The 21,125-nt window shown below is 44.6% G+C and carries 20 protein-coding genes; 7 read left to right on the top strand and 13 right to left on the bottom strand.

Annotation, left to right across the window (positions count from 1 at the left end):
- Positions 1 to 2 precede the first annotated feature (2 nt).
- The 5 genes from AB4133_RS17785 to AB4133_RS17765 all read right to left on the bottom strand — a co-directional run bounded on the left by AB4133_RS17785 (position 3) and on the right by AB4133_RS17765 (position 5,859).
- Positions 3 to 1,514, bottom strand: coding sequence for an ABC transporter substrate-binding protein (locus AB4133_RS17785; protein WP_372225184.1), 1,512 nt, complete (start codon positions 1,512 to 1,514; stop codon positions 3 to 5).
- Between the two features lie 65 nt (positions 1,515 to 1,579).
- The gene (locus AB4133_RS17780; protein ID WP_108110863.1) at positions 1,580 to 2,431 is read right to left on the bottom strand and encodes an ABC transporter ATP-binding protein; all 852 of its coding nucleotides are present in this window, start codon (positions 2,429 to 2,431) and stop codon (positions 1,580 to 1,582) included.
- Positions 2,428 to 3,186 (bottom strand): ATP-binding cassette domain-containing protein, encoded by a 759-nt coding sequence (locus AB4133_RS17775; RefSeq protein WP_372225181.1) that lies wholly within the window; start codon positions 3,184 to 3,186, stop codon positions 2,428 to 2,430. The genes AB4133_RS17780 and AB4133_RS17775 overlap by 4 nt, the downstream gene beginning before the upstream one ends.
- A gap of 220 nt (positions 3,187 to 3,406) precedes the next feature.
- Positions 3,407 to 4,744: an MATE family efflux transporter gene (locus AB4133_RS17770; RefSeq protein ID WP_372225178.1), complete on the bottom strand. Its 1,338-nt coding sequence runs from the start codon at positions 4,742 to 4,744 to the stop codon at positions 3,407 to 3,409.
- 245 nt (positions 4,745 to 4,989) lie between these two features.
- Entirely contained in the window at positions 4,990 to 5,859 is an 870-nt protein-coding gene (locus AB4133_RS17765) for a GyrI-like domain-containing protein (protein WP_017083000.1), read from the bottom strand.
- A 115-nt stretch (positions 5,860 to 5,974) separates the two neighbouring features.
- On the opposite strand from AB4133_RS17765, the gene AB4133_RS17760 reads away from it, so the two are divergent.
- The 4 genes from AB4133_RS17760 to AB4133_RS17745 all read left to right on the top strand — a co-directional run bounded on the left by AB4133_RS17760 (position 5,975) and on the right by AB4133_RS17745 (position 9,507).
- Complete coding sequence (locus AB4133_RS17760; RefSeq protein ID WP_372225175.1) at positions 5,975 to 7,123, top strand: PLP-dependent aminotransferase family protein; 1,149 nt, start codon at positions 5,975 to 5,977, stop codon at positions 7,121 to 7,123.
- A gap of 314 nt (positions 7,124 to 7,437) precedes the next feature.
- Positions 7,438 to 8,427: a rhodanese-related sulfurtransferase gene (locus tag AB4133_RS17755; RefSeq protein WP_017065056.1), complete on the top strand. Its 990-nt coding sequence runs from the start codon at positions 7,438 to 7,440 to the stop codon at positions 8,425 to 8,427.
- A gap of 201 nt (positions 8,428 to 8,628) precedes the next feature.
- A complete protein-coding gene (locus AB4133_RS17750) occupies positions 8,629 to 8,886 on the top strand; it encodes a YdcH family protein (protein ID WP_009846137.1) in 258 nt (85 codons plus the stop codon).
- Positions 8,887 to 8,982: 96 nt separating this feature from the next.
- Positions 8,983 to 9,507 (top strand): GNAT family N-acetyltransferase, encoded by a 525-nt coding sequence (locus AB4133_RS17745; RefSeq protein WP_372225173.1) that lies wholly within the window; start codon positions 8,983 to 8,985, stop codon positions 9,505 to 9,507.
- Here AB4133_RS17745 and manA read toward each other — a convergent pair.
- The 6 genes from manA to AB4133_RS17715 all read right to left on the bottom strand — a co-directional run bounded on the left by manA (position 9,504) and on the right by AB4133_RS17715 (position 16,741).
- Positions 9,504 to 10,709: a mannose-6-phosphate isomerase, class I gene (manA, locus tag AB4133_RS17740; RefSeq protein WP_372225171.1), complete on the bottom strand. Its 1,206-nt coding sequence runs from the start codon at positions 10,707 to 10,709 to the stop codon at positions 9,504 to 9,506. The two genes, AB4133_RS17745 and manA, sit on opposite strands and share 4 nt — an antisense overlap.
- Positions 10,710 to 11,000: 291 nt before the next feature.
- Positions 11,001 to 12,341: an MFS transporter gene (locus AB4133_RS17735; protein ID WP_372115560.1), complete on the bottom strand. Its 1,341-nt coding sequence runs from the start codon at positions 12,339 to 12,341 to the stop codon at positions 11,001 to 11,003.
- Positions 12,342 to 12,349: 8 nt separating this feature from the next.
- On the bottom strand, positions 12,350 to 13,846 hold the full coding sequence (uhpB, locus tag AB4133_RS17730; protein WP_372138208.1) for a signal transduction histidine-protein kinase/phosphatase UhpB: 1,497 nt from the start codon (positions 13,844 to 13,846) through the stop codon (positions 12,350 to 12,352).
- Entirely contained in the window at positions 13,846 to 14,454 is a 609-nt protein-coding gene (gene uhpA / locus AB4133_RS17725; RefSeq protein WP_017061545.1) for a transcriptional regulator UhpA, read from the bottom strand. Before uhpA ends, uhpB begins: the two co-directional genes overlap by 1 nt.
- Before the next feature lie 147 nt (positions 14,455 to 14,601).
- Positions 14,602 to 15,996 carry a hexose-6-phosphate:phosphate antiporter gene (uhpT, locus tag AB4133_RS17720; RefSeq protein ID WP_017061544.1) on the bottom strand — a complete coding sequence of 465 codons (1,395 nt, stop codon included), beginning with the start codon at positions 15,994 to 15,996 and terminating at the stop codon, positions 14,602 to 14,604.
- Positions 15,997 to 16,402: 406 nt separating this feature from the next.
- On the bottom strand, positions 16,403 to 16,741 hold the full coding sequence (locus AB4133_RS17715) for a DUF1840 domain-containing protein (RefSeq protein WP_017061543.1): 339 nt from the start codon (positions 16,739 to 16,741) through the stop codon (positions 16,403 to 16,405).
- Positions 16,742 to 17,056: 315 nt separating this feature from the next.
- On the opposite strand from AB4133_RS17715, the gene AB4133_RS17710 reads away from it, so the two are divergent.
- Positions 17,057 to 18,247 carry a GGDEF domain-containing protein gene (locus AB4133_RS17710; RefSeq protein ID WP_102321386.1) on the top strand — a complete coding sequence of 397 codons (1,191 nt, stop codon included), beginning with the start codon at positions 17,057 to 17,059 and terminating at the stop codon, positions 18,245 to 18,247.
- Between the two features lie 25 nt (positions 18,248 to 18,272).
- Here AB4133_RS17710 and AB4133_RS17705 read toward each other — a convergent pair whose 3' ends face one another.
- Entirely contained in the window at positions 18,273 to 18,557 is a 285-nt protein-coding gene (locus AB4133_RS17705) for a hypothetical protein (protein ID WP_017061541.1), read from the bottom strand.
- Between the two features lie 157 nt (positions 18,558 to 18,714).
- On the opposite strand from AB4133_RS17705, the gene AB4133_RS17700 reads away from it, so the two are divergent.
- Positions 18,715 to 19,587: a pirin family protein gene (locus AB4133_RS17700; RefSeq protein ID WP_102321387.1), complete on the top strand. Its 873-nt coding sequence runs from the start codon at positions 18,715 to 18,717 to the stop codon at positions 19,585 to 19,587.
- A 197-nt stretch (positions 19,588 to 19,784) separates the two neighbouring features.
- Here AB4133_RS17700 and AB4133_RS17695 read toward each other — a convergent pair whose 3' ends face one another.
- Positions 19,785 to 20,066, bottom strand: coding sequence for a pyrimidine/purine nucleoside phosphorylase (locus AB4133_RS17695; protein WP_017069675.1), 282 nt, complete (start codon positions 20,064 to 20,066; stop codon positions 19,785 to 19,787).
- A gap of 307 nt (positions 20,067 to 20,373) precedes the next feature.
- Between AB4133_RS17695 and AB4133_RS17690 the strand changes: the two genes are divergently transcribed.
- Entirely contained in the window at positions 20,374 to 20,838 is a 465-nt protein-coding gene (locus tag AB4133_RS17690; RefSeq protein WP_017065063.1) for a DUF2850 domain-containing protein, read from the top strand.
- Positions 20,839 to 21,125: the final 287 nt, after the last annotated feature.

Genomic DNA, 21,125 nt, shown 5'->3' with positions numbered 1-21,125 from the left:
ATTTAGTTAGCCTGTTTCGCTTGTTTGATCTGTGTAGTTTGGTCAACTAAACGGCGCTCACTTGGGTCACGAACCACATTACTCACGCGCTCGCTTTCACCTTGAATCACACGTTCGTGAAGCAGTGGAATAGCCGCGAAGTCGTTAAGGATTTTTTGCTCAGCTTCGATGATCGCTTGCTGACGCAGTGCGCCTAGTGGTTGCAGATCAGCGTGAGTCAGTGCTTGGTCTACTTCTTGAGAACAGAATTGACCAAGATTGAATGAACCCTTACAGCCAAAGTCACTCATCATGTAAGCCACTGGGTCTCCCGAATCTAGAACCGTTGCACGAGAAAGGATGAACGCATCAAACTTGCCTGACAGTGCATCGTTTTCAATCTGAGCGTATTCACGGATATCCAGCTCAACGTTAAAACCAGCCGCTTCAAGTTGTTGTTTAAGCAGTGCTGCTACTTCTGGAAGCTCTGCACGATCGGTAAAGGTACCGATAACAATGCTTTCACCGCTTGCTTTTAGAGTTTTGTCTAATGCCTGACCTTCAGGTCGAATTGGTTCAGCCCAAGCAAGAGCAGGACCTAATAGACCTTGTGCAATATCCGCGTGGTTCTCATAAACGGTATTCACGATTTGCTCTCGGTCCACCGCAGCAGCCGCAACCTTACGCAAGTTAATATCGCTGAATACGCCTGACTTGTTGTTTAGGTAAAGCGTATTGGTACGAGGCATCGCCACTTCATAAAGTAGGTTCGGATCAATGGTCGCGATTTGTGAAACGGGCACTGCTTCAACGATGTCTGCCGTGCCTGTTCTTAGAGCCGCAGCGCGCGCAAAACCGTTCGGAACGTATTCTGCAATCACAGATTCAACCTGTGCTTTTTGACCCCAGTAGCCATCAAAACGTTTCAGTTTCGCACTGGTTGTACCGTTAATTTCAGTCAACTCAAACGGACCTGTACCTGCACCCATTGGGCTAACACGGCCATCTTCTTGGTAAGCACTTGCTGCAAGAATCGCTAATTGAGGGCTTGATAAACGGCTTGGTAAAAGAGGGTCATCAAAGCTGGTCTTGATCTCTACGCGGTAGTTGTCCATCGCTTTCACTTCGAGATCGACACCATCTAGAATGCGTGGCTTAGGTGCAGCCTCAAGCGCTTTCTGCAAAGAGTTCACTACGGATTCTGCGGTTAATGTAGAGCCATCGTGGAATTTAACGCCTTGGCGAATCGTGAACTGCCAAGTCAGAGGATCAAGATGTTTCCAATCAGTCGCTAGCATTGGTTCTGCTTCTGAGGTTGGGCTCAAGTTCACTAACGTTTCAGCCGTGCTCCAACGTGATAGTTTGAACGCATCATCAGAAAGTGGCGATAGGCCCGTTCTTGGTGGCTGCATCATCGCAACACGAATTTCAGATTTGACCGCCGCATCGCTCGACTCTGGTTGAGAGTCAAAACAGCCCGTCAAAGGCAGAGCCAACGCAAGCGCGCAAGCCAGTTTGATTGAATTAAAACGCATAGTTATTTTTCTCTGTAAGCTGTATTTCGTTAATAAGCAGTATTTCGTAATAAATAAGGTTGTGTTTAACAAGTAGATTTCGAAAGTGGCTGAGCTTCGATCAGCAACTGAGTCGCAGGGTGAGCAGGTGTGCTCATCACTTGAGGTGTCGGTCCATGCTCCACCATCTCGCCATGGTCAAGAACCAGAATTTCTTCACAAAGCGCCTTTGCCGCACCGAGATCATGCGTCACCAAAACGATTCGCATGTCGCGCTTATTTTTCAGTGAGTTAAGTAAATCCAGCAACCTTTGACGGTTCACAGGATCAAGGCTAGCAGTCGGCTCATCGGCCACCAACACTGCGGGTCTAACGACAAGAGCCCGAGCGATAGCCACACGTTGAGCTTGGCCTGTAGAAAGTTGATTCGGTTTCAGTGATAACAAAGTGGCAGGTAAGCCCACGTCCAATAGCGTCTCTTCAATAATGCTTTCATGATTACCAGAAACGTCTAAGTTGCTTAGCGGTTCGGCTAAGATCTGTCGAACGGTATAGTAAGGGTTGAGACTGGTATGAGGTTCTTGTGGTACCAACTGGATCAAGCGACACACCGTTGCTTGCGTTTTGCTATTGCGAATCGGCAGCGAATGGCCAAATAGGCTGATTCGGCCAACAGTCGGTGATTTTAGGCCAAATAACAGCTCAATCAGTGTCGATTTTCCGGCGCCAGAACGGCCAACAATGGCTAAGCTTTTGTCTTCAACATTGAGGTCGATGTTCTGTAGCGCTTGGAACGCCTTACCACCCAGCCAACTTGGCACTGAGTAATAATGAACTCCGACATTCTCGAACTTAATCTCGATCGGTGTTTGTGTTTCTGAATCTATCACTGGCATTAACGGCGAGACTTCTGAATTTAGTGGTAAGGTCGGGCTCATTCGATTAAGTCTCTCAATGAACAACAGAAAGCGTGAGAGCTTGATTCAAGCGCATGTTTTGGTGCGCCGTAAGCCACCACTCCACCATCATCGATGACCAACAACTTGTCACACGCTAATGCGCTGTGCAGGTCATGAGTAATCAACAAGCCACCGATTTGTCGCTGTTTAACATTGTCTCGAATCAGCTTAAGTATCTCTTGCTCTGTCACCGGATCTAACGCGCTGGTTGGTTCATCGGCGATGATGAGATCGGCGTTACTCAGCAAGCCAATCGCAATACAAATCCGTTGGCGTTGCCCTCCCGAAATTTGGCTCGGATATAACGGCAAGATGGTTTTAGGGTTAGGAAATCCAAGCTGCACTAACAATTCAGTGAGTTTGATCTTGTCTTGTGATTTAAGCTTAGTGCGCGTCCCCGTCAATGCCAAACTGAGTTGACCTTCTATTGAAACCAGAGGGTTCAAAGCTTGAAGCGCATCTTGGAAGATAACTGCGGGGCGCTGTGTGGCAGTTCTTTGCAACATAGGCAAACCACACACAGCTTCACCAGATAGAGAAATATGACCTTCAACTTCAATCGTCTCTGGCAGAAACCCGGCAATAGCGCGAGAAAGCATCGACTTACCAATGCCTGACGGTCCCATGATCGCCAACAGCTCACCGCGATAAACATCGAAGTGGATATCTTGGAAAAGGGTTCTCGAAGAGGTTTTGATCGTTAGGTGGTCAACAGACAAAAGTGGGGCGTTCACGCAGATACTCACAGATAGATGTTATAACATAACAACATTATCATTTAGCTGAGGCGATGAAAAGCGGACATTGAACTGTATCGCGTTTTACTTACAATTTTATTGACCATTTATAGTGAGTCATTACATACAAAAAAGCGCTCACCAAATTTATCGTATAAAAATAGTAAAGCGCTTTCATAAAATATTAATAATGTATTAAAGATGGCAATTAGACAGCTTAGTTAATGGCACCCTGTACTGCATCTTTGACTGGGTAACACTTCTGCTTAACTTGTGCGATGAACGGATACAGGAACGCAATACGCCCAAGATAGAACAGAGTAAACGCAAGCCACAAACCATGATTGCCCCAAATATCGATGGTGAATGCCTGTACCGCTAAGAATACCAACAAAGTCACGATGCTTGAGTCTCTAACCGGACGCGTGGTTCCCGTTCCGGTAAAGATGCCGTAAACCGTTAAGCCAAAGCCAGCCACTAGCGGGAACACAATTAACCACGGAGCCATCTCTTGGTACAGCGTGACCAGCGCTAGAATATCGGTAAACAAGAAAACAATGCTGTCTTTGAATACCAAGGTGAGGAAGGTCAGTACGACAATAAAACTCGCCGTCCATTGGAAGTTAAGTCTTAATACACGATCCAACATTGAAGGGTTTTTCTGACCTACCGCTTTACCCGCGAACACACTCGATGCGTTGGCAATGCCGTCAAACATGTAACTGACAATGAAAGTCACCTGCATCAAGATCGCGTTAGCAGCCAGAACATCGGCACCCAGTTTAGAACCAGTACGCGCCATCATGTTGAAGAAAACTAAAATACAGATGGTACGAAGTAAGAGATCGGTATTTGAAGAGATGATTGTCGATAGGTCTTTCTTGGTCATCTTCGAACCTTGTAGGAACTCAGAGATCGAGATATTGCTGGTCTTAATCACCAGTGTCATACCAATAGCGAAGGTGGTGATTTGTGCAATCAAACTAGCGTAGGCCACACCCGCAACACCCAAGTCGAAATAAAGTACAAACACCGCATCCAATACAATGTTCAACACGTTACCAAACACTTGTGTGTAAAGAACTTCTTTGGCTTTCGCCTGCCCCATTAACCAACCAATAATGGTGTAGTTGAGCAGTACAAAAGGTGCCCCATAAATCAAAATACTGAAGTAGATGTGCGCGTGCTCAGCCACTTTCGCTTCAGGTTCTATCACCCACATCGCGCCTTGCCAGATGAGTGGTTGTATTAAGATAAAGATCAAACCCACCAAACCAGACAATACAAATGGACGCATCAAGCTGCCCGCTAAATCAGAACGATTCCCTTTGCCCAGTGCCATCGCACTTTGTCCCGTGGTACTAACACGGAAAAAACCAAACAGCCAATACATGGTGTTCATAATGATGGTGCCGATCGCCACGCCACCAATCAATTCAGCAATGCCAAGTTGGCCGATAACAGCAGTATCCACCGCACCTAACAAAGGCTGTGTCACCGTTGAGATGATGAAGGGGAAGGCGATTTTCAGATAATCTTTATGGGTAATGGTCATATATTCTATCGAGTGATATTAAGAATTATTTGCAATTAGAACGGAATGCTATCGCTTAATCCGTACGTTGTCATCAATTACTAAGGTAAATTATCAACAAGCTTTCTCTTCATTACATCATCAACATAAGATGCCTTTCAGCCATTGAGTGAGCAAATTAGCCACAACAAATGAGTAAAGCCACGCTCGAAAAAAAACAACAAAACCAATTACCGAGCCAATTCATTAGTTAGCCTGATAAAGGCTCAGTAAAAACTCACAGGGAGGTAGAAATCAAGCTCAAACACTTCATCACTATTGAGAAAATGGTTCCGATGATAATGCACATACGCAGGAGTCGAGCGCTGTTTGAAACCAGAAGCCGGTAACCATTTTTCCAATACCATACTGATCTGTGGTAGCAGCTCACCATAACGACCATTAAGTCGAAATACGGCATGCAAACCGCCTGGAATCACCATCTGGTTCACGACACCTCGATACTTGATCGGCTCATCTATCGCGATGCACGCGACATAACGACACTGATCCATTTCAACCCAAGCAGGGTTAGAGTGATGCAAGCCGAATTGACTCGAAAAATCACGCTGTTCAGAGTTCGCCCATGCTTTCAATATCAACCAAGCATTGCGAATGGATCGGTTATAGCCAGTATGTCGAACATAAGCTGCCATTCGGTCTGATACTTCAACAATTTTAGGTTCCGGCAACTCCCGCTGCGACACATTCAAATAGCCTGCCGCCACTTCGGGATCTTTCAGGTAAGGTTTTTCTGCAATCTGTAAATCATGCTTACGCCATTCTCCGGGCGACATATTAAAGGTCGCTTTAAATGCTCGGCTAAACGAAGACACAGAGCTAAAGCCACATTTATGGGCGATCTCAACCACAGACGAGCTGGTATCGAACATCAATTGATTAGCCGCATACTCCATTCGAGTGCGTCGAATGTATTGATGCAACGACTCCCCAACCACACTTTTGAACGTGCGATGAAAGTGTTGCTCTGAATACGCAGCAATCTCAGAGAGCGCTTTTGCCGACAAAGGCTGACTGATGTCTTGGTGAATATGGAACAAAACATCATTGATTCGGGATATATGTTGTCGTGACATCGTTCAAATAGCATAAATGGACATGTTTAAGAGCATAAACGGACACGCCAGTTTTTACAATTGCCGTGTAATATCAAGCGATAGAATAAAAACGATAAACGACGAGACACAACACATGGAAATCGCACAGTCATTACAACAGATTCAATCTTCATACATTCGAGAGATCCTCGCAGCCGCAAGCGATCCAAATGTTATTTCGTTGGCCGGTGGTTTACCCGATGCGAAAACATTCCCTATCGATTTAATGAAGCCAACGCTAGAAAACCTAGCGAACATGCCTGAAGTTTTCCAATACGGCTCTACTGCCGGTTACGGCCCGTTGCTTGACCACCTAACACAAAGCTACCAATTGCCAGAGTCACACACGGTAATGATTTGTACTGGCTCTCAGCAAGGTTTGGATTTGATTGCGCGTGCGTATGTCGATCCAGGTGATGTGGTTGTGATGGAAGCGCCAAGCTACTTAGGTGCGATGCAGGTGTTTGGCCTAGTTCAAGCAAACATTGCGACCGTGTCTCAAACCGAATTTGGGCCGAATCTAGATGAATTGGAAACATGCTTTGCACAGCAAGCGCCAAAAATGTTCTACGCGGTGCCTGATTTTCACAACCCAACCGGTGTGTGCTGGGCAACAGAAACTCGTCAAAAAGTGGCTGAGCTGTGTATCAAATACAACGTGGCATTCATTGAAGATGCGCCATACCGTGAGCTACGTTTCACAGGCACAGAGCTGCCGTTGGTTTCTTCGTTCTGCCCTGATAACTCAATCGTTCTTCGTTCATTCTCTAAGATTGCATCGCCAGGTCTACGTATTGGCGCGGTAACAGGCAAACGCAGCTACCTTGAGCCACTGATCAAAGTGAAGCAAGGCGCGGATTTACACTCAAGTGTACCTATGCAAGCGCTGCTTGTTGGTCTTCTAAAACATGAAGACTTTGGCGTACACATGGAAAACATTCGCACTCTGTACAAGTCTCGTTATGAAGTGCTGTTCTCAGAGCTAGAGAAACAACTGCCTGCAGATTGCGTGTTAAAAGCCGTAGATGGCGGGATGTTCATTTGGGTTGAGATCCCAGAGTGCGACACCTTCGAACTGGCGAAAACCTTGCTATCGAATGGCGTGGCGGTTGTACCAAGCCCAGTATTTTATCCAAAGGCCGATGAAGCAAAAGCCGCACTGCGCTTAAACTTCACTAACGCCAACCCAGAAGAATTAACAGAAGCGGTGAAACGCTTAGCGGAAGTACTTAACCAAGCGTAATCGCTGATTAAGTCAGACAGATTCAATACCAAGGCCCTGATGTATTTTTACAGCAGGGCCTTTTTGGTTTGGGAATACGTGTTGTAATTCGAACCAGATAAAACGGTTTCATTGCATTTCTTAGTCCAAAAGCCACACTAATAACAATGCTAAATAGCCCTACTTTTGGTTGGTTTTTGTCCTTCCTTGGCTTGGTTATACTGCGGCGGATTTTAATAAGCCAATATGGGCAAACCTGAGTAAATCAAACTCAGTATGTATCATAAAAGGCAACCGCTCTGGATTTACGTTCCAGCTCGCAGAAAGGAAAAACCATGTCTCAATATGTTGTATGTGCTCTGTATAAATTCGTAGCACTTGATGATTACCAAGAAATTCGCCAGCCACTCACTGACGTGTTAGAAGCCAACCAAATCCGCGGTACTTTGTTACTTGCGAGTGAAGGTATCAACGGTACCGTTGCAGGTAAGCGCGAATCGATCGACGCCCTTCTTCAATGGTTCAAACAAGATTCTCGCTTGGCTGATGTTGTTTACAAAGAGTCGTTCAACGAAGAACAACCATTCAATCGCACCAAGGTTAAGCTTAAGAAAGAGATCGTAACCATGGGCGTTGAGGGCATCGACCCACGCCATGTTGTTGGCACTTACGTGAAACCAAACGAGTGGAACGCATTGATCTCTGATCCTGATGTGATTCTGGTTGATACTCGTAACGACTACGAAGTGGACATCGGCACCTTCAAAAATGCTGTAAACCCAAACACAGAAACCTTCCGTGAATTCCCTCAATACGTTGAAGACAACCTTGATCCTAAGAAGCACAAGAAAGTTGCGATGTTCTGTACTGGCGGTATTCGTTGCGAAAAATCAACAGCCTACATGAAAGAGCAAGGCTTTGATGAGGTTTATCACCTTGAAGGCGGCATTCTTAAGTACCTAGAAGAGGTACCTGAAGAAGAGAGTATGTGGGAAGGCGACTGCTACGTATTTGATGGTCGAGTTGCAGTAAACCACCAGCTAGAAAAGAGCGGTTACGATGTGTGTAACGCGTGTCGCCTGCCAATCACTGACGAAGACAAAGCCTCTAAACACTTCGAGAAAGGCGTAAGCTGCCCTAAGTGTATTGATAAGCACAGCGACGAGCAGAAAGCCCGTTTCCGTGAACGTGAAAAGCAAGTTCAACTGTCGAATGCTCGTGGCGAAACCCACGTAGGCGGCGAAGCTGCTCACCTTATCGAGCAACGCAAAAAAGAGAAGCTTGCACACAAAGAGCAGCAACGCTCTGGTAAGAAAGCAAAGTAAACTTTCTGCTTTAAACTCTTATAGTTCTAAACATATAACTATAAATAGTTAGCTATATACATACAAAAGGGCGCAAGTTCGAGGATAATCCTACGAGTTTACGCCCTTTTTTGATCGCTTTACGGCTTTGTGTTTTGAACCACATTTCTTTCGAAAAATTGCTTCTATACTGTTAATAATTCGACTAGAGAGGAAGTGCCAATGCTCAATGAAAACCATGCCTTTATCTTAGATTTCCCAGATCTTAAATTAGACATTGTTCAGCTCAACCACGACGACGAAAAATTCAAAGCAGACATGCAGAAATACCACCAACTCGACTACGACATCCGTCAGCTAGAAATCTCTGGCAGCCCTATCGATGACGACAGCATGCACAACCTCAAAGTAGAACGCATGGAGCTAAAAGACTCACTACACAAACAGCTCACGCGCCATCACGCACTTAAGATCGTATAGAAAAATCAGTCCAAGACTTTATTCTAAGCCATGCATCACGCATGGTTTTTTGGTTTCATAACATCAAAAATATAAGCTAATTCGGCTTCTTCAGTTATGTTACTGTTTGCTTATTCAAAGGCGTTTGATAAGGAAGCAAGCAAAGTGGCAAGACAAGAAGAGAATATACAATTCCAGCTCGTTTCAAATTCTGAATTCGAAGAACTATTTGCGTGTGTGAAAAAAGGTATATTCATACACGTAGATGACGTTTTCGGCTGGGATGACAACTTCCAACGCCTACGACTTTTAAACGAATACCATCCATCTTGGTTTCATTGGATATATCGCGAAAATGAGAGAGTAGGACTCGTCTGCTTTAAGCCTTATGACAACGCATACCATATTCATCTGCTGATCATTCTCCCTCAAAACCAAGGCCGCTCACTTGGCAAGCAAGTCATGACTCTCATACATAAAAAAGCTATGGCAGAGCAACTTAGTCAAGTCACTCTATCGAGTTTTAAAAGTAATGCTCGTGCTATTAACTTTTATCAATCGCTTGGCTATCACGTTGTTGATGAAGGAGATGATGATTTTGTGGGGATGGAGCTCAATCTATACCACAAACACCATCTCTAATTAAACGCCCTAGCCACTCGCCCATTACTGCTCAATTCGTAATGACCAATATAAGCCGGGATAAATACCGATTGCCCTTTGGTGAGTGTTAGGTGTTCACCTTTCTGACTCATTAACGTTAAATCATCATCTATCGCCATTAAAATTTCAGCACCGCTTGTGATGACTTCTTCTTGCTTTGGGCGATGAAAAATATTGAAATCAAAGTCACTAACTGGGATATCATAGCGATCACATTGACCTAACTTTGAAGGTGCTAACAACAAGCGTTCGAACGGGATTGGTGTAAACTCTGTGCAGGCAACCAACTCAGCGACATCAATGTGTTTTGGCGTTAAGCCAGCACGTAACACGTTGTCTGAGTTTGCCATAATCTCTAGCCCAGTCCCCTTGATGTATGCGTGCGGAGTGTTTGCATTCAAATACATTGCTTCACCCGGCTTTAATGTGATCAAGTTAAGCAGCAGAACACAGAACAGACCGATATCGTTCGGGTACTGATGGCTAAGCTCAGTAACCAAAGCAAACTCAGATTGACCTTGGTGAGCGGCTGCGTAAGCCAGAAGTTGCTCTAATGCTCGGTGTTTACGTTGGTCGTCCAGAGTTAATAAATCACGGAAAAACGCCTCTAAACCTAGAGAATCAAGGTGGTTGCCAAACTCTTCAACTAAACCAGCCAGCTCGCTCGAATTCAACTTTCTGAACAACCCTAATATTTCATCGAATTCTCGAAAGCCATTCATTGCTTGATATTCAGTGATCGCGTAAACCAATTCAGGTTTGTGGTTAGAGTCTTTGTAATTACGATGTCCTGCAGTCAGAGGGATTCCTGCTTGCTCCTCTCTTGCAAAGCCAACCTCTGCTTGGCGCTTGTTTGGGTGAACCTGAACAGACAACGCTTTTTCTGCTGCCAAGATCTTAAACAAGAACGGCAGCTCACCAAACTCCTGCGCAATATCGCTTGATAGATAGGCCGGTTTATTCTTGTTAATCAGCTCAGAGAGAGGCACCAAGTGCTGGTCAAGCTTAACCATTGAGCAACCTTTTGGATGCGCTCCCATCCAAACTTCCGCTTGCGGCTCTTGTGACTCATTCTGAAAGCCAAACAGTTCACGTATCGAAGAAATGCTCCCCCATGCATAATTTTGGATGGTGTTTTCCATTGGGAAAAATGAGTGTTCTGAGAGGTGGCTGAGTGACATGGTGTTTTCCGTAGTGAGCCCTTTGAACACAATTCAGAGAGCTGATTTCTAATAACGTAAATAATTAGAAAGACTACAGAGCTCGGCTAGAACCCACATGAGATGAGGTCTTAGACGCAATAGGAAAAATTCTTAGAAACAGGTGAGACCGATGAAAAGCGTGAAAATAGTCACATTTGAATATCACGAGTAGAAAGCGCTGAGAATAAGATAGCGGCTTGTATCGCACTGATTACAGCAGCGATACAAGCATCTGAATACAAACACTAGTGACTATCTTGTTATCGTTCCTTAAAAACCAGAGCGAGCTTCTGCACTTTTCTGAGGTGATTGAGCTTGTAGGAAAGGCAGTAACAGCAAGCCAATAACGGCCGCACAAGTAGAGATGGTAATGAAGAACCCACTCCAGCCGTAAGCTTCTAGAACGAGCGCTAATGGGTAACCAGAAAGTGCTGCTCCCATATAAGCAAACAAGCCAACAAAACCTGTCGCCGCCCCGGCAGAGTCTTTATGTGAACATTCCGCCGCCGCCATGCCAATAAGCATTTGAGGGCCAAAAACAAAAAAGCCAACGCAGAATAGCCCAGCCGCTTGAAACACAAAGTTGGTTAAAGGCATAAGCCATAAAGCCGAAACCGAAAGGAAGATGCCAATCGCAAACAAGATGTTCATTGGACCGCGGTTGCCACCAAACAACCTATCCGATCCCCACCCAGCAACAAGTGAACCAACAAAACCTCCTATCTCGAACAGAGACAAGGCAGCGTTGGCGTTGATCAAACTGTAATCGTGTTCTTCGGTGAGGTATAAATTGCCCCAGTCGTTAACTGCCGTTCTTACGATGTAAACCAACACATAACTAAAGGCGAGCAACCAAATGTACTTATTGCTGAACACATAGGTTTTCAGGATCTCTCGATAGCTTAACCCTTGCCCATGGCTCTCTTGCGCTAATTCCAGGTGATCACTGCGCCACTTCCCTACCGTCGGAAGTCCCATGGTGGTGGGCTTGTCACGTAAGCGCCAACAAACGATAAGACCGATAAATACGCCAATCACACCCGGCCAAATAAACCCCGCTCGCCAACTGAATTGCAGCGTCAGATAACCCACAAGAATAGGAATTAGCGCCCCACCCACGTTGTGTGCTGTATTCCAGATTGCCCAGCGAGAGCCTCTTTCGGAGCGAGAATACCAAGTCGTCAATAACTTGGAACACGATGGCCAGCCCCAACCTTGGAACCATGCATTCAGTACCCATAGCGAGATAAAAGCCGCTAACGAACTCGAAAAGCCAAACGCGATGTTTATCAGACCAGTCGCGATTAGGCCAAGCCCCATGAAGTAACGAGGGTTCGACCGATCCGATATCGTGCCTGAGATAAATTTCGATAAGCCATAAGAAAGATAAAAGAGCGTGCCAATTAAGCCGATATCGCCTTTGTCCAAACCTAGATCGGTGATCATTGCAGGCGCGGCGTAATTAAAGGTTTTACGAGTGAAGTAAAAACCCGCATAGCCGACATACATTCCTATCATGATGTGAAGGCGCCAATAGCGATAACTCTGATTGACCTCATCATCAGTTAGAGCATCACTCTCTGACGTTGTTGAGCGCAGAAATCCAAACATATTCGTTCTCACACTTTAGGTAATGTAACGCTGATATTGGTACCCGAAGATGAGCCATTAGCGTTGATTGTCATCTTGCCGCCGAGCGCCTGAACACGCTCTTGCATACCACGAACACCCATTCCTTTGAGAAGATCTTGCGCTGTAAAACCAATGCCATTATCTGTGATCTGAAGGTAAGCCTGGTCACCTAAAATCAGTTCAATTCTGATCTCGCTCGCGTTGGCGTATTTAGAGGCATTATTTAGAGACTCTTGGCACAGCCTGAAGATAGTGACCTTAAGCGTGTCACTCAAACACGAGTAATCTCCTTGCCAATTTAACTGGATATCAACGCCGTGATCCGAGAACTCCATCTCTCGAATAAGCTGTTCCACGGAATCTTTTAAGTCCAGATCGTCCAACATCTTAGGTCTTAGTTTTGTAAGTAGACGTTTGGTGGTGTCATAAACATTCAAAGATAATGATTCAATGATACCCGCACAGCGAACGCTCATCTCAGCCGCGTCGACGCGTTTAATAATGCTTGCCTGAGTACGAATTGCCGTGATGTTTTGGCCGATTTCATCATGCAACTCACGCGCAATATCACGACGAACTGACTCTTCAGCGGTAACTAACTGACGTGAAAGGTTTTGATTTCTGGAAAGCTCACTGCGTAATTTCGAGTTGAGATCTTTCTGCTTTTGAACCGCTAAACCAAGCAATATACCAGTGATGGTTTGAGCAGATAGAGACAAGAGCAAATCGGTAATTTCGAGTTTGGACGTTCCACTATGAGCAGCAATCAGCGCGACACTATTTAGCATTGTTGCAAGCAGAGCGCCTTGCCATCCGTAACGAACGGCCAGCAAGATAATAGGGATCGCCATACAGAATGGGGCAAAGCGCCTTAGCTCATCAGGCAAACTGGTTTGTATCAAAATACTGGCGACCAACAAGACGCTATATAAAGCGATGTGACGGATTTTGAACTCTACAACATTATGGATTAAGTAAGAGCCCAGTGGTGACCACTTGTTTTGGAATAGATAGTTCCAGACTAGATAACACATCGGCACCAGCATCAGTCCGCCAGTAATACTCACCAACCACACCATGTAAACAGCCGGAACATGAGAACCCACAACGGCAACATTAATGAATGCTGTGACCATGATTAAGCTCGCCATCACTAACAAGTGACGATTCTGGTCACCAGAATAATAACGCTTGGCAATTAGCGTGGCAGGAATACTCAATCCACTGGCGATGAGTATCGTCAGCCATTGAGGTTCATCAAGTAGCAGAGCTAAAGCGATCGCAAGCCCCCACTCGGCAATATAGATAGCAGGCCAATAGTGAGTGCGAGTGTGCAGCGTCATTCCCAATCGAAGTGAAAACGGGAAAAGCAGAATGGCTAACTCAGGGTCATTAATGAAATAGAAGGCAATAACCCATAAACAGAACCATGCACAGCCAGCCATAAAAACCCCACACAGGGAGGTGGCTAGGTAAGAACGCATTAGTACTGGTCTTGTGTAAACAGTTTCGCTAACTCGACATTATTCTTAACATTGAGTTTGTCCATCGCATTGGCACGGTGTACATGCACCGTTTTATGGCTAACCCCTAGCTCTACGGCAATAGATTTTACATCGAGCCCTGTCGCCAATAACTGACACACTTCGCTTTCTCTGCGGGTGAGCTGATTTAAAGAGGCTTTATTCTTCATGGGCGTCGCAAGCTTTATGGCGATATCGGGCGTGAGATAACAGCCACCATTTGCGCTCGTGTGTACGGCTTGGATTAACTCATCAGGGCTACAGCGCTTGCTGAGATAACCTTTGGCTCCTAACTCTAATGACTTCTCAACCATCGCCGGAGAGTCATGTACGCTCAGCATGATACTGGCAATGCCTGATGGAATCTCTTCCAATAAGCTCAGGCCACTTTCGTCTTGCATTGAGATATCTAAGATCACGACATCAGGGTGACAACTTGGCAATCCTAGGCGCGCTTCTGCCGCAGAGTTGAATTCCCCCACGACCGTAATATCAGCTTCAAGACTGAGTAATTGAGCAAAGCCAGATCGAACAATGACGTGGTCATCAACAAGCGCAACATTAATCATGATATTAACCAAAATTAAGAGTAAGAAAGAAAAATAGCCCCAACAGGAGCTATCTAAAATTAAGTTTATTAATAGAGATGATACTGAATCGAACTAACGATTGTTATGATCTCACGTGCTTTAAACCAATAAAGCACGTGAGACTCGCTACGCGTTTTGAGACGCTAAGTGTATTTTCTTAGCGTGGCGAATCTTCTTCTCTTCCGCAACCGCAACGAATAGCAGTAACACGATACAAATGGCAGCTGACGTATCAAGCGCTGCGAACGTGCCTTTCCAACCCGTTAAGCCAAAAATAGGTGTGCCGTCTGCAATCATACCTAGGCCAAGTTTGGCAAAGCTGTCACCAATTAAGTAAGCAAATGTACCTTTCACGCCATCCGCAACGCTGATTGCTTTCTTAGGCACGAAACCTACTGCAGCAACACCAATCAGCAACTGAGGACCAAATACTAGGAAACCAAGCACAAACAGTGATGCTAGGTACATGAACTCACTGGTTGCATGCTGGTAGAACTCTAGCGAAACGATAATCAGGCCAAGCGATACACAAGCAACCAAAGCACGGCGTCCGTTCGCAAGGTCTGACAGATAACCCCACATTAACGTACCGACCAGTGCACCAACCTCAAACAGAGTGAAGCCTGAAATCGCGGTTTCTTTTGATAGACCTAGCTCTTGATACGCATAAACGGTAGACCATTGATCGATACCGATACGAACAATGTATAAGAAGATATTCGCGAAGCAGAGCAACCAGATCACTTTGTTTTTCAGGATGTATTCAACAAAGATCTCTTTCTTAGTCATTTGATTTTCTTCAGCAGCCGTATCTTCTTCGCTGACTTCTTCATCAAACAACTCTTCAACCGTACCTAGACCATAGGCTTCTGGAGAGTCATTACCAAAGCGCATACCAATAAAGCCAACCACAATCGCAATGATTGATGGGAACACGAACATACCGATCACGTTGCCATCAAATAGGTAGTTAGCTCCAAACAGAGCAACACCAGCGGCACCTGCGCCACCCACGTTGTGCGACATATTCCAAAGGCCTAAATAAGAACCACGCTTGTTACGAGGCGTCCATTTAGTGATGGTTGAGTAGCTTGAAGGACCGCCGGTACTTTGGAAGAAACCACTCAACGCATAGAAGGCAACCATCAAGAATAAGCTAGCACTGCCACCGCCCATACTGAAGCTGAAGCCCAACATAGCGATACCAGAAAGGACAAGCATGAATGGCAGGAACTGCTTGGTGTTTTTACCATCGGCATAATAGGAAACGACGGTTTTACCGATACCGTAAGTGATAGAGAAACCCAGACCGATAAGACCTAGATCCGTCATCGATAATCCATAAGTAGAAATCATGTCGTTTTGCGCGACATTGAAGTTCTTACGGATCAAATACATGGTTAGATAACCAATGAACACGACGAGGTAAGATTGTAGGAATGGTTTAAACCACATTTTTCTTCTAGTTTCGACCGGAAGATCCAGCGTCGGTTTTCGAACCTGATCTAGGAACTTTAACATTGTGAACTCTCTTATTTTTTGTGAGGTCTGCACGGCATAATTGCGGCCATACATTGTTTGTTAGTTGACCGTGAAATAATAAGGAGTCTAAAAATCGACCGCATGAGAGAGGGTCTTAGAATAACTAGGAAAAATTCTTAGTTCAGAATTGGGAGTCAAGAAAGCGTGAACAGCATCACTTTGTTTACGGTCTGTTATGGATTGATATTACGATAACAAAAGTCACTCATTTCAGGGCTGACGAACCTTGTAAATAAACAGAAACGAGTGGATTACTTCACTAAAAAAACACCAGTATCGGTTCATCACCATAAAACTCCATGGTCATGGTGTGTCCGATACTGGTTCAGCATTCATTCTGATTAAAATAGATTCAATAGGCTTGTTACGTTTCGCGTGAATCGTACTACAGTCGCTTGCCGCTACCGTCTTCCCACATTACTTCACATTCATCTTTGATGGCAGCTTTTAATAATTCAACCAGTGGGAACGCTCGACTACCGATATTAACAGGCGCTTCAACCACCTCTTCTTCATTGTCGTCATCAGTATTTTCATGCTCTACGGACTTGCTCTGCTCTGCTGCAATAGCAGCACGTAGATTATCCAGAGCTTGAGGAACCTCTGAAGCATCCATAGCACCTGGGATGGAGCCGCTATGCCCAAGCATCTTGATGAACTGGAGGCCGACTTCACCAAACATCGTGACACTAGCATGAGCTTTACAACTAAAGGTAATTAACATAATGAGCCTTTCTTAATTTTGGTCGTTTACAAACTATGTGGAGTAACTCTCTGGAAAGCAAGTAGATAAACATCAAACAACGGTTACAAGTTTGATGCTTAAATCTAATCTTCTAGAGATGACCAGCACCATCGGTGATATACATCACTATTTGGAATTGATTGAACAGCCTTTCATATGAAACCTTGATAGTAGTCACACTAAATAGACATCTAAGCCTCTGCATAGCTTGTTATTTAATCTACTATTAACACCATTATCAAAAACTTTGGCACAGATCACATGAAAAGGCTCGTCGGCAGGCACCTAGAAGAAATGGCGGACATACGATCCACCCGCAAGCAAAAAATTGTCCACTCCTTTTCACTGACTGCCGCTGCGTTATTCATTTTCTATACTTGGGCTTACTTCGAAGGCGAGCATTACACGCTGTCAATATTCGAATTGTGCTTCGCCATCATTGCCATTTCTAACGCTTTATATGTAAGAAAAGTCATCAATCCTGAGTATTCCGAATTGATTCTGAGTGGTGTTCTTCTAGTTCAGGGCGTCATCCTATTCTTGTACAGTCACGCCATCCCAGATCGCATCCTCTGGCTCTACCCAATTCTGGCCGCGGTCATTTTCATTAATGATTTCAGAATTGGCATAATCTTCAGCACCTCGTTTTGCCTGTTCATCAGCACCTTGATTACAGCAATGCCCAACAATTTTTCTTTACCATTTAACAGCACACACAGATTTTTCCTTAGCTTATTTACCATGAGCTTGGTGTGCCACACATCCGCCTATTACTACACAAAAGCCGTCAGTTATATTCAACGCCTGTATAAAGAAGGCATTGAAGATCTCGCTTACAGAGATCAGTTAACCGGCTTGGCAAACCGTTGGAGCTTTGAACGCTGGGCGACAGAAAAACTAGCCACCGTGGATAGTGAGCGATCACTTACGGCATTGGTCTTTTTGGATATAGATGACTTTAAAGGCATTAACGACAGCTACGGGCACGATGTGGGAGACAGTGTCTTACAGCATTTTGCCAATCGCTTGAGCAACAACATTCGAACCAGAGACAGAAAAAGCCATGAATACGATTATTCCATCGCGCGCTTTGCTGGAGACGAGTTTGTTCTGATGCTCTACGATGTGCCAACTCGTAAAGATCTAGACGGCATTCTAGATAGGATCTGCGGGCTGTTCGAAAGCGGCTGCCAAACAAACGAGAGAATCAAGGAATTGACGTTAAGTGTTGGGGTTGCTTTGTATCCGCAAGATGCCCAAGAATTACATGAGCTGACGAGATGTGCTGATAAAGCGATGTATGTTGCCAAGCATTCAGGAAAAAACCGATATGCTTATTATCACGACAACCCAGTATCGACCCTGATAGAAGAACTACCAACGAGCCTTGTTAGCTCAGCACCGGATTCATCTGAACTTGAAGATTGCTTTGAAGCGAAGATCGAAGGGAACAATGTTACGCTATTAAAAACGCGCCAACGCTAGCCATTCCTATAACGGAGCGGCGCTGCTAACCTGCAAGGTACATAAGCCAAAGACTCACTAACCCGATCATAATAATCCATATGACTTGACGTGTTCGGTTTGGGTTATTCCCTTTAGGTCGCCTCACCACGGTTTTAAAAGCGGCTTGCTTAGCTGACTGAATAAACGGCGCTTCTATCTCACGTTTTTTCACGCGGCGTTTAACTGCGCTGTTTGCAACCTCTGTAAAGCGCTGGCTTTGCTCCGTTGTAAAGTCGTTATCAAAACCTATCCGACCATGCCTTTCGCCATGTTTTTGCTGAACTGCCATAGCGGCCTCCTTGGCGATATACTCTCTATTGAGTATAGACATAATTTCATATTGTTACCTGTTCAAGATTTTCGAATAAGTCACTCAACGCTGTGCCATCTTCTTTTTAAATCAAATTACATAAACTACAGCTATTCAAGTTTATGAGGGTTTCAAAATGACGAATGTAAGAGCAGTAGATCATTTGATTACAGCACATGCCACCTCAGATGGTGATGGCGTCAAAATCCAACGACTCGCAGGTTTTAATAACGCACGTTTCTCTCCATTTTTAATGATTGATGAACTGAAGTCGGATGAAAGCAAAGACTATGTTGGCGGCTTTCCTCCACATCCTCACCGTGGGATAGAAACGCTCACTTACATGCTCCAAGGTCACTTCCAACACAAAGACCATATGGGGAATGTTGGAGAGCTACGCAGCGGTGGCGCTCAATGGATGGCCGCAGGCCGTGGTGTCATTCACAGCGAAATGCCAATGATGGAAGAAGGTGCGCTGCATGGTTTTCAGATTTGGATAAACCAACCTGCGACACACAAAATGCAGCCAGCTCAGTATCACGATTTCCAAAGTGAAAGCATCGCGGAGCATCAAAGTGAACAAAGTGGTTTGTTAAGAGTGATTGCCGGAGGGTTTGAACTGCACAACCAAACTGACAAGGATTCAGAGGCTTTACGAGCGCAGGGTCCATTACAGAAAACAGGTGTGCCATTAAGCGTTGCGGATTGGCGCTCTCATTCTGGGCAAAAAGTCACGTTAGGGACTAATGTTAATCACAATGCCATGACTTATGTGTACCGAGGCAGTATTAAGATCGGCGACAAAGTCATCAACCAAAGTCAACTTGCCCTGCTCACCAAAGCTGAATTGTTGTCTTTAGAAAGCCTAGAAGATTCAGGTGTACTGATTTTTTCTGGTCAGCCGATTAATGAACCTGTCGTGCACTATGGTCCGTTTGTCATGAACTCGATGGAAGAGATTGAACAGACAATTCAAGACTACAACAACGGTGTGTTTGAGACTTACTGATGTCTTGGCTTTGAGCTTTGAAGGTTGAAGAGATTTTGCAACGAACAACGATTTGGTCATCCATTTGATGACTACAAAAACAAGTGACACTATCCACTGCCGGTTACTATCACTTATTTAACCACGCTCCTAGAGCGTGGTTTTTTTCTATTCAATCAGAGACAAACGATGCCCTGATTGAACAAATTTAGATCTGATTACAAATACTCACATAGGTAAGCCGTCGCTTCTTTTACCTGTAGGTCGAATGAAGAGTCACCCGCAACGTCAAAAGACTCACCAGCTTGGTATGTCGTCCAGTCATCATCGCCAACACGCTTTACAATCAAAGCACCTTTAACAACGGTCATCTTTTCTGGAGCCGCAGTACCGAACGTATACTCACCAACCGCCATTACACCAACACTCACATCAGCACCAGACTGGTTAAACGCTAACGACTTAACGCCACCTTCAAAGTATGTGTTTTCTTTAATCATTGTACTTCCTTGTTATCTTCAAATTGCAATTATTGAGCTCACCGAGTAAGCCTATGCGTAAATTTAGGTGATAATTGTTTTAACCAATTCGAGACTTTCCTACAAGAAATAAATACGCATAGCTTAAGCATTTCTGGAATTCGCTTTCATTGATAACGTAAATACTGAGGAGCAAGGCTAATAACCATTAACACAACCACATTTATTAAAACATTCGATCCTGCTTCTAACTCTTAGAACAATTTTTGCAAACTAAGGCTTTAGTTAATAGAATCTAAAACAATATCAGTCGAAAAATGAAGAGATAATGGCAAAAAAGCCGACTAAAAGCAGAGATCTATTTGCCAACTCGTTACTCTACGGCTTCCTATTAGCTGGCTTTATGGTTGCCCTCACCGCCGGCTATTTTGCTTACCAAGCCCACCAGCAATCTGTCAGCCCAAGCAACGTCTATGGCACATGGATAGAGATTGCGGCGCCACCTTACAACACCGACATCCTGACACTTTCAGAAAACGGTGTGATGATGAATCATCGTCTTATCACTACCTCATTCGATTTTGACGGGAAGATCGTCACGATCAACACTGGCTCTGGAACCACCGTTTACACCATCAGTGGTACTTACGATTCGCCTCGCTTAAAGCGATTAGAGCCAAGCGTACCATCTCAGCAATTTATTAAAGAAGGCTACGAAGATACTGCGACTGGTGATACCCATAGTGTCATGCAACAACGACGCGCTTCCTTAGCTGAGCAATTCAAAAGATAACCCTCTTATCCATACTGCCATAAGCATTCGTCTTCAAGTTTACCCGTCGATCGACCCCGCTCGCTCAACATACTTCACTTTGTGATTCAGCTTCAATCCACAGTATTTTCTTATAGTTTGTCGCACCTTTTCATAACTTCATGTCGTGAATTTTCACTTGTGAGATTTTCCTACTGAAGGATGTTTTATTTTATAAAACATGGACTCAGCCTCTCATTCATAAGCAACAGAATTGTAACAAGATACAATTTTTTAGTTGTCCATCGAAAACGGATTTATTTTCAGTT

The sequence above is a fragment of the Vibrio sp. 10N.286.52.F8 genome, assembly GCF_041468745.1.
In the GTDB taxonomy this organism is placed as follows: Bacteria; Pseudomonadota; Gammaproteobacteria; order Enterobacterales; family Vibrionaceae; genus Vibrio; species Vibrio crassostreae_C.
This window is presented reverse-complemented; position numbering and strand designations above follow the sequence as displayed.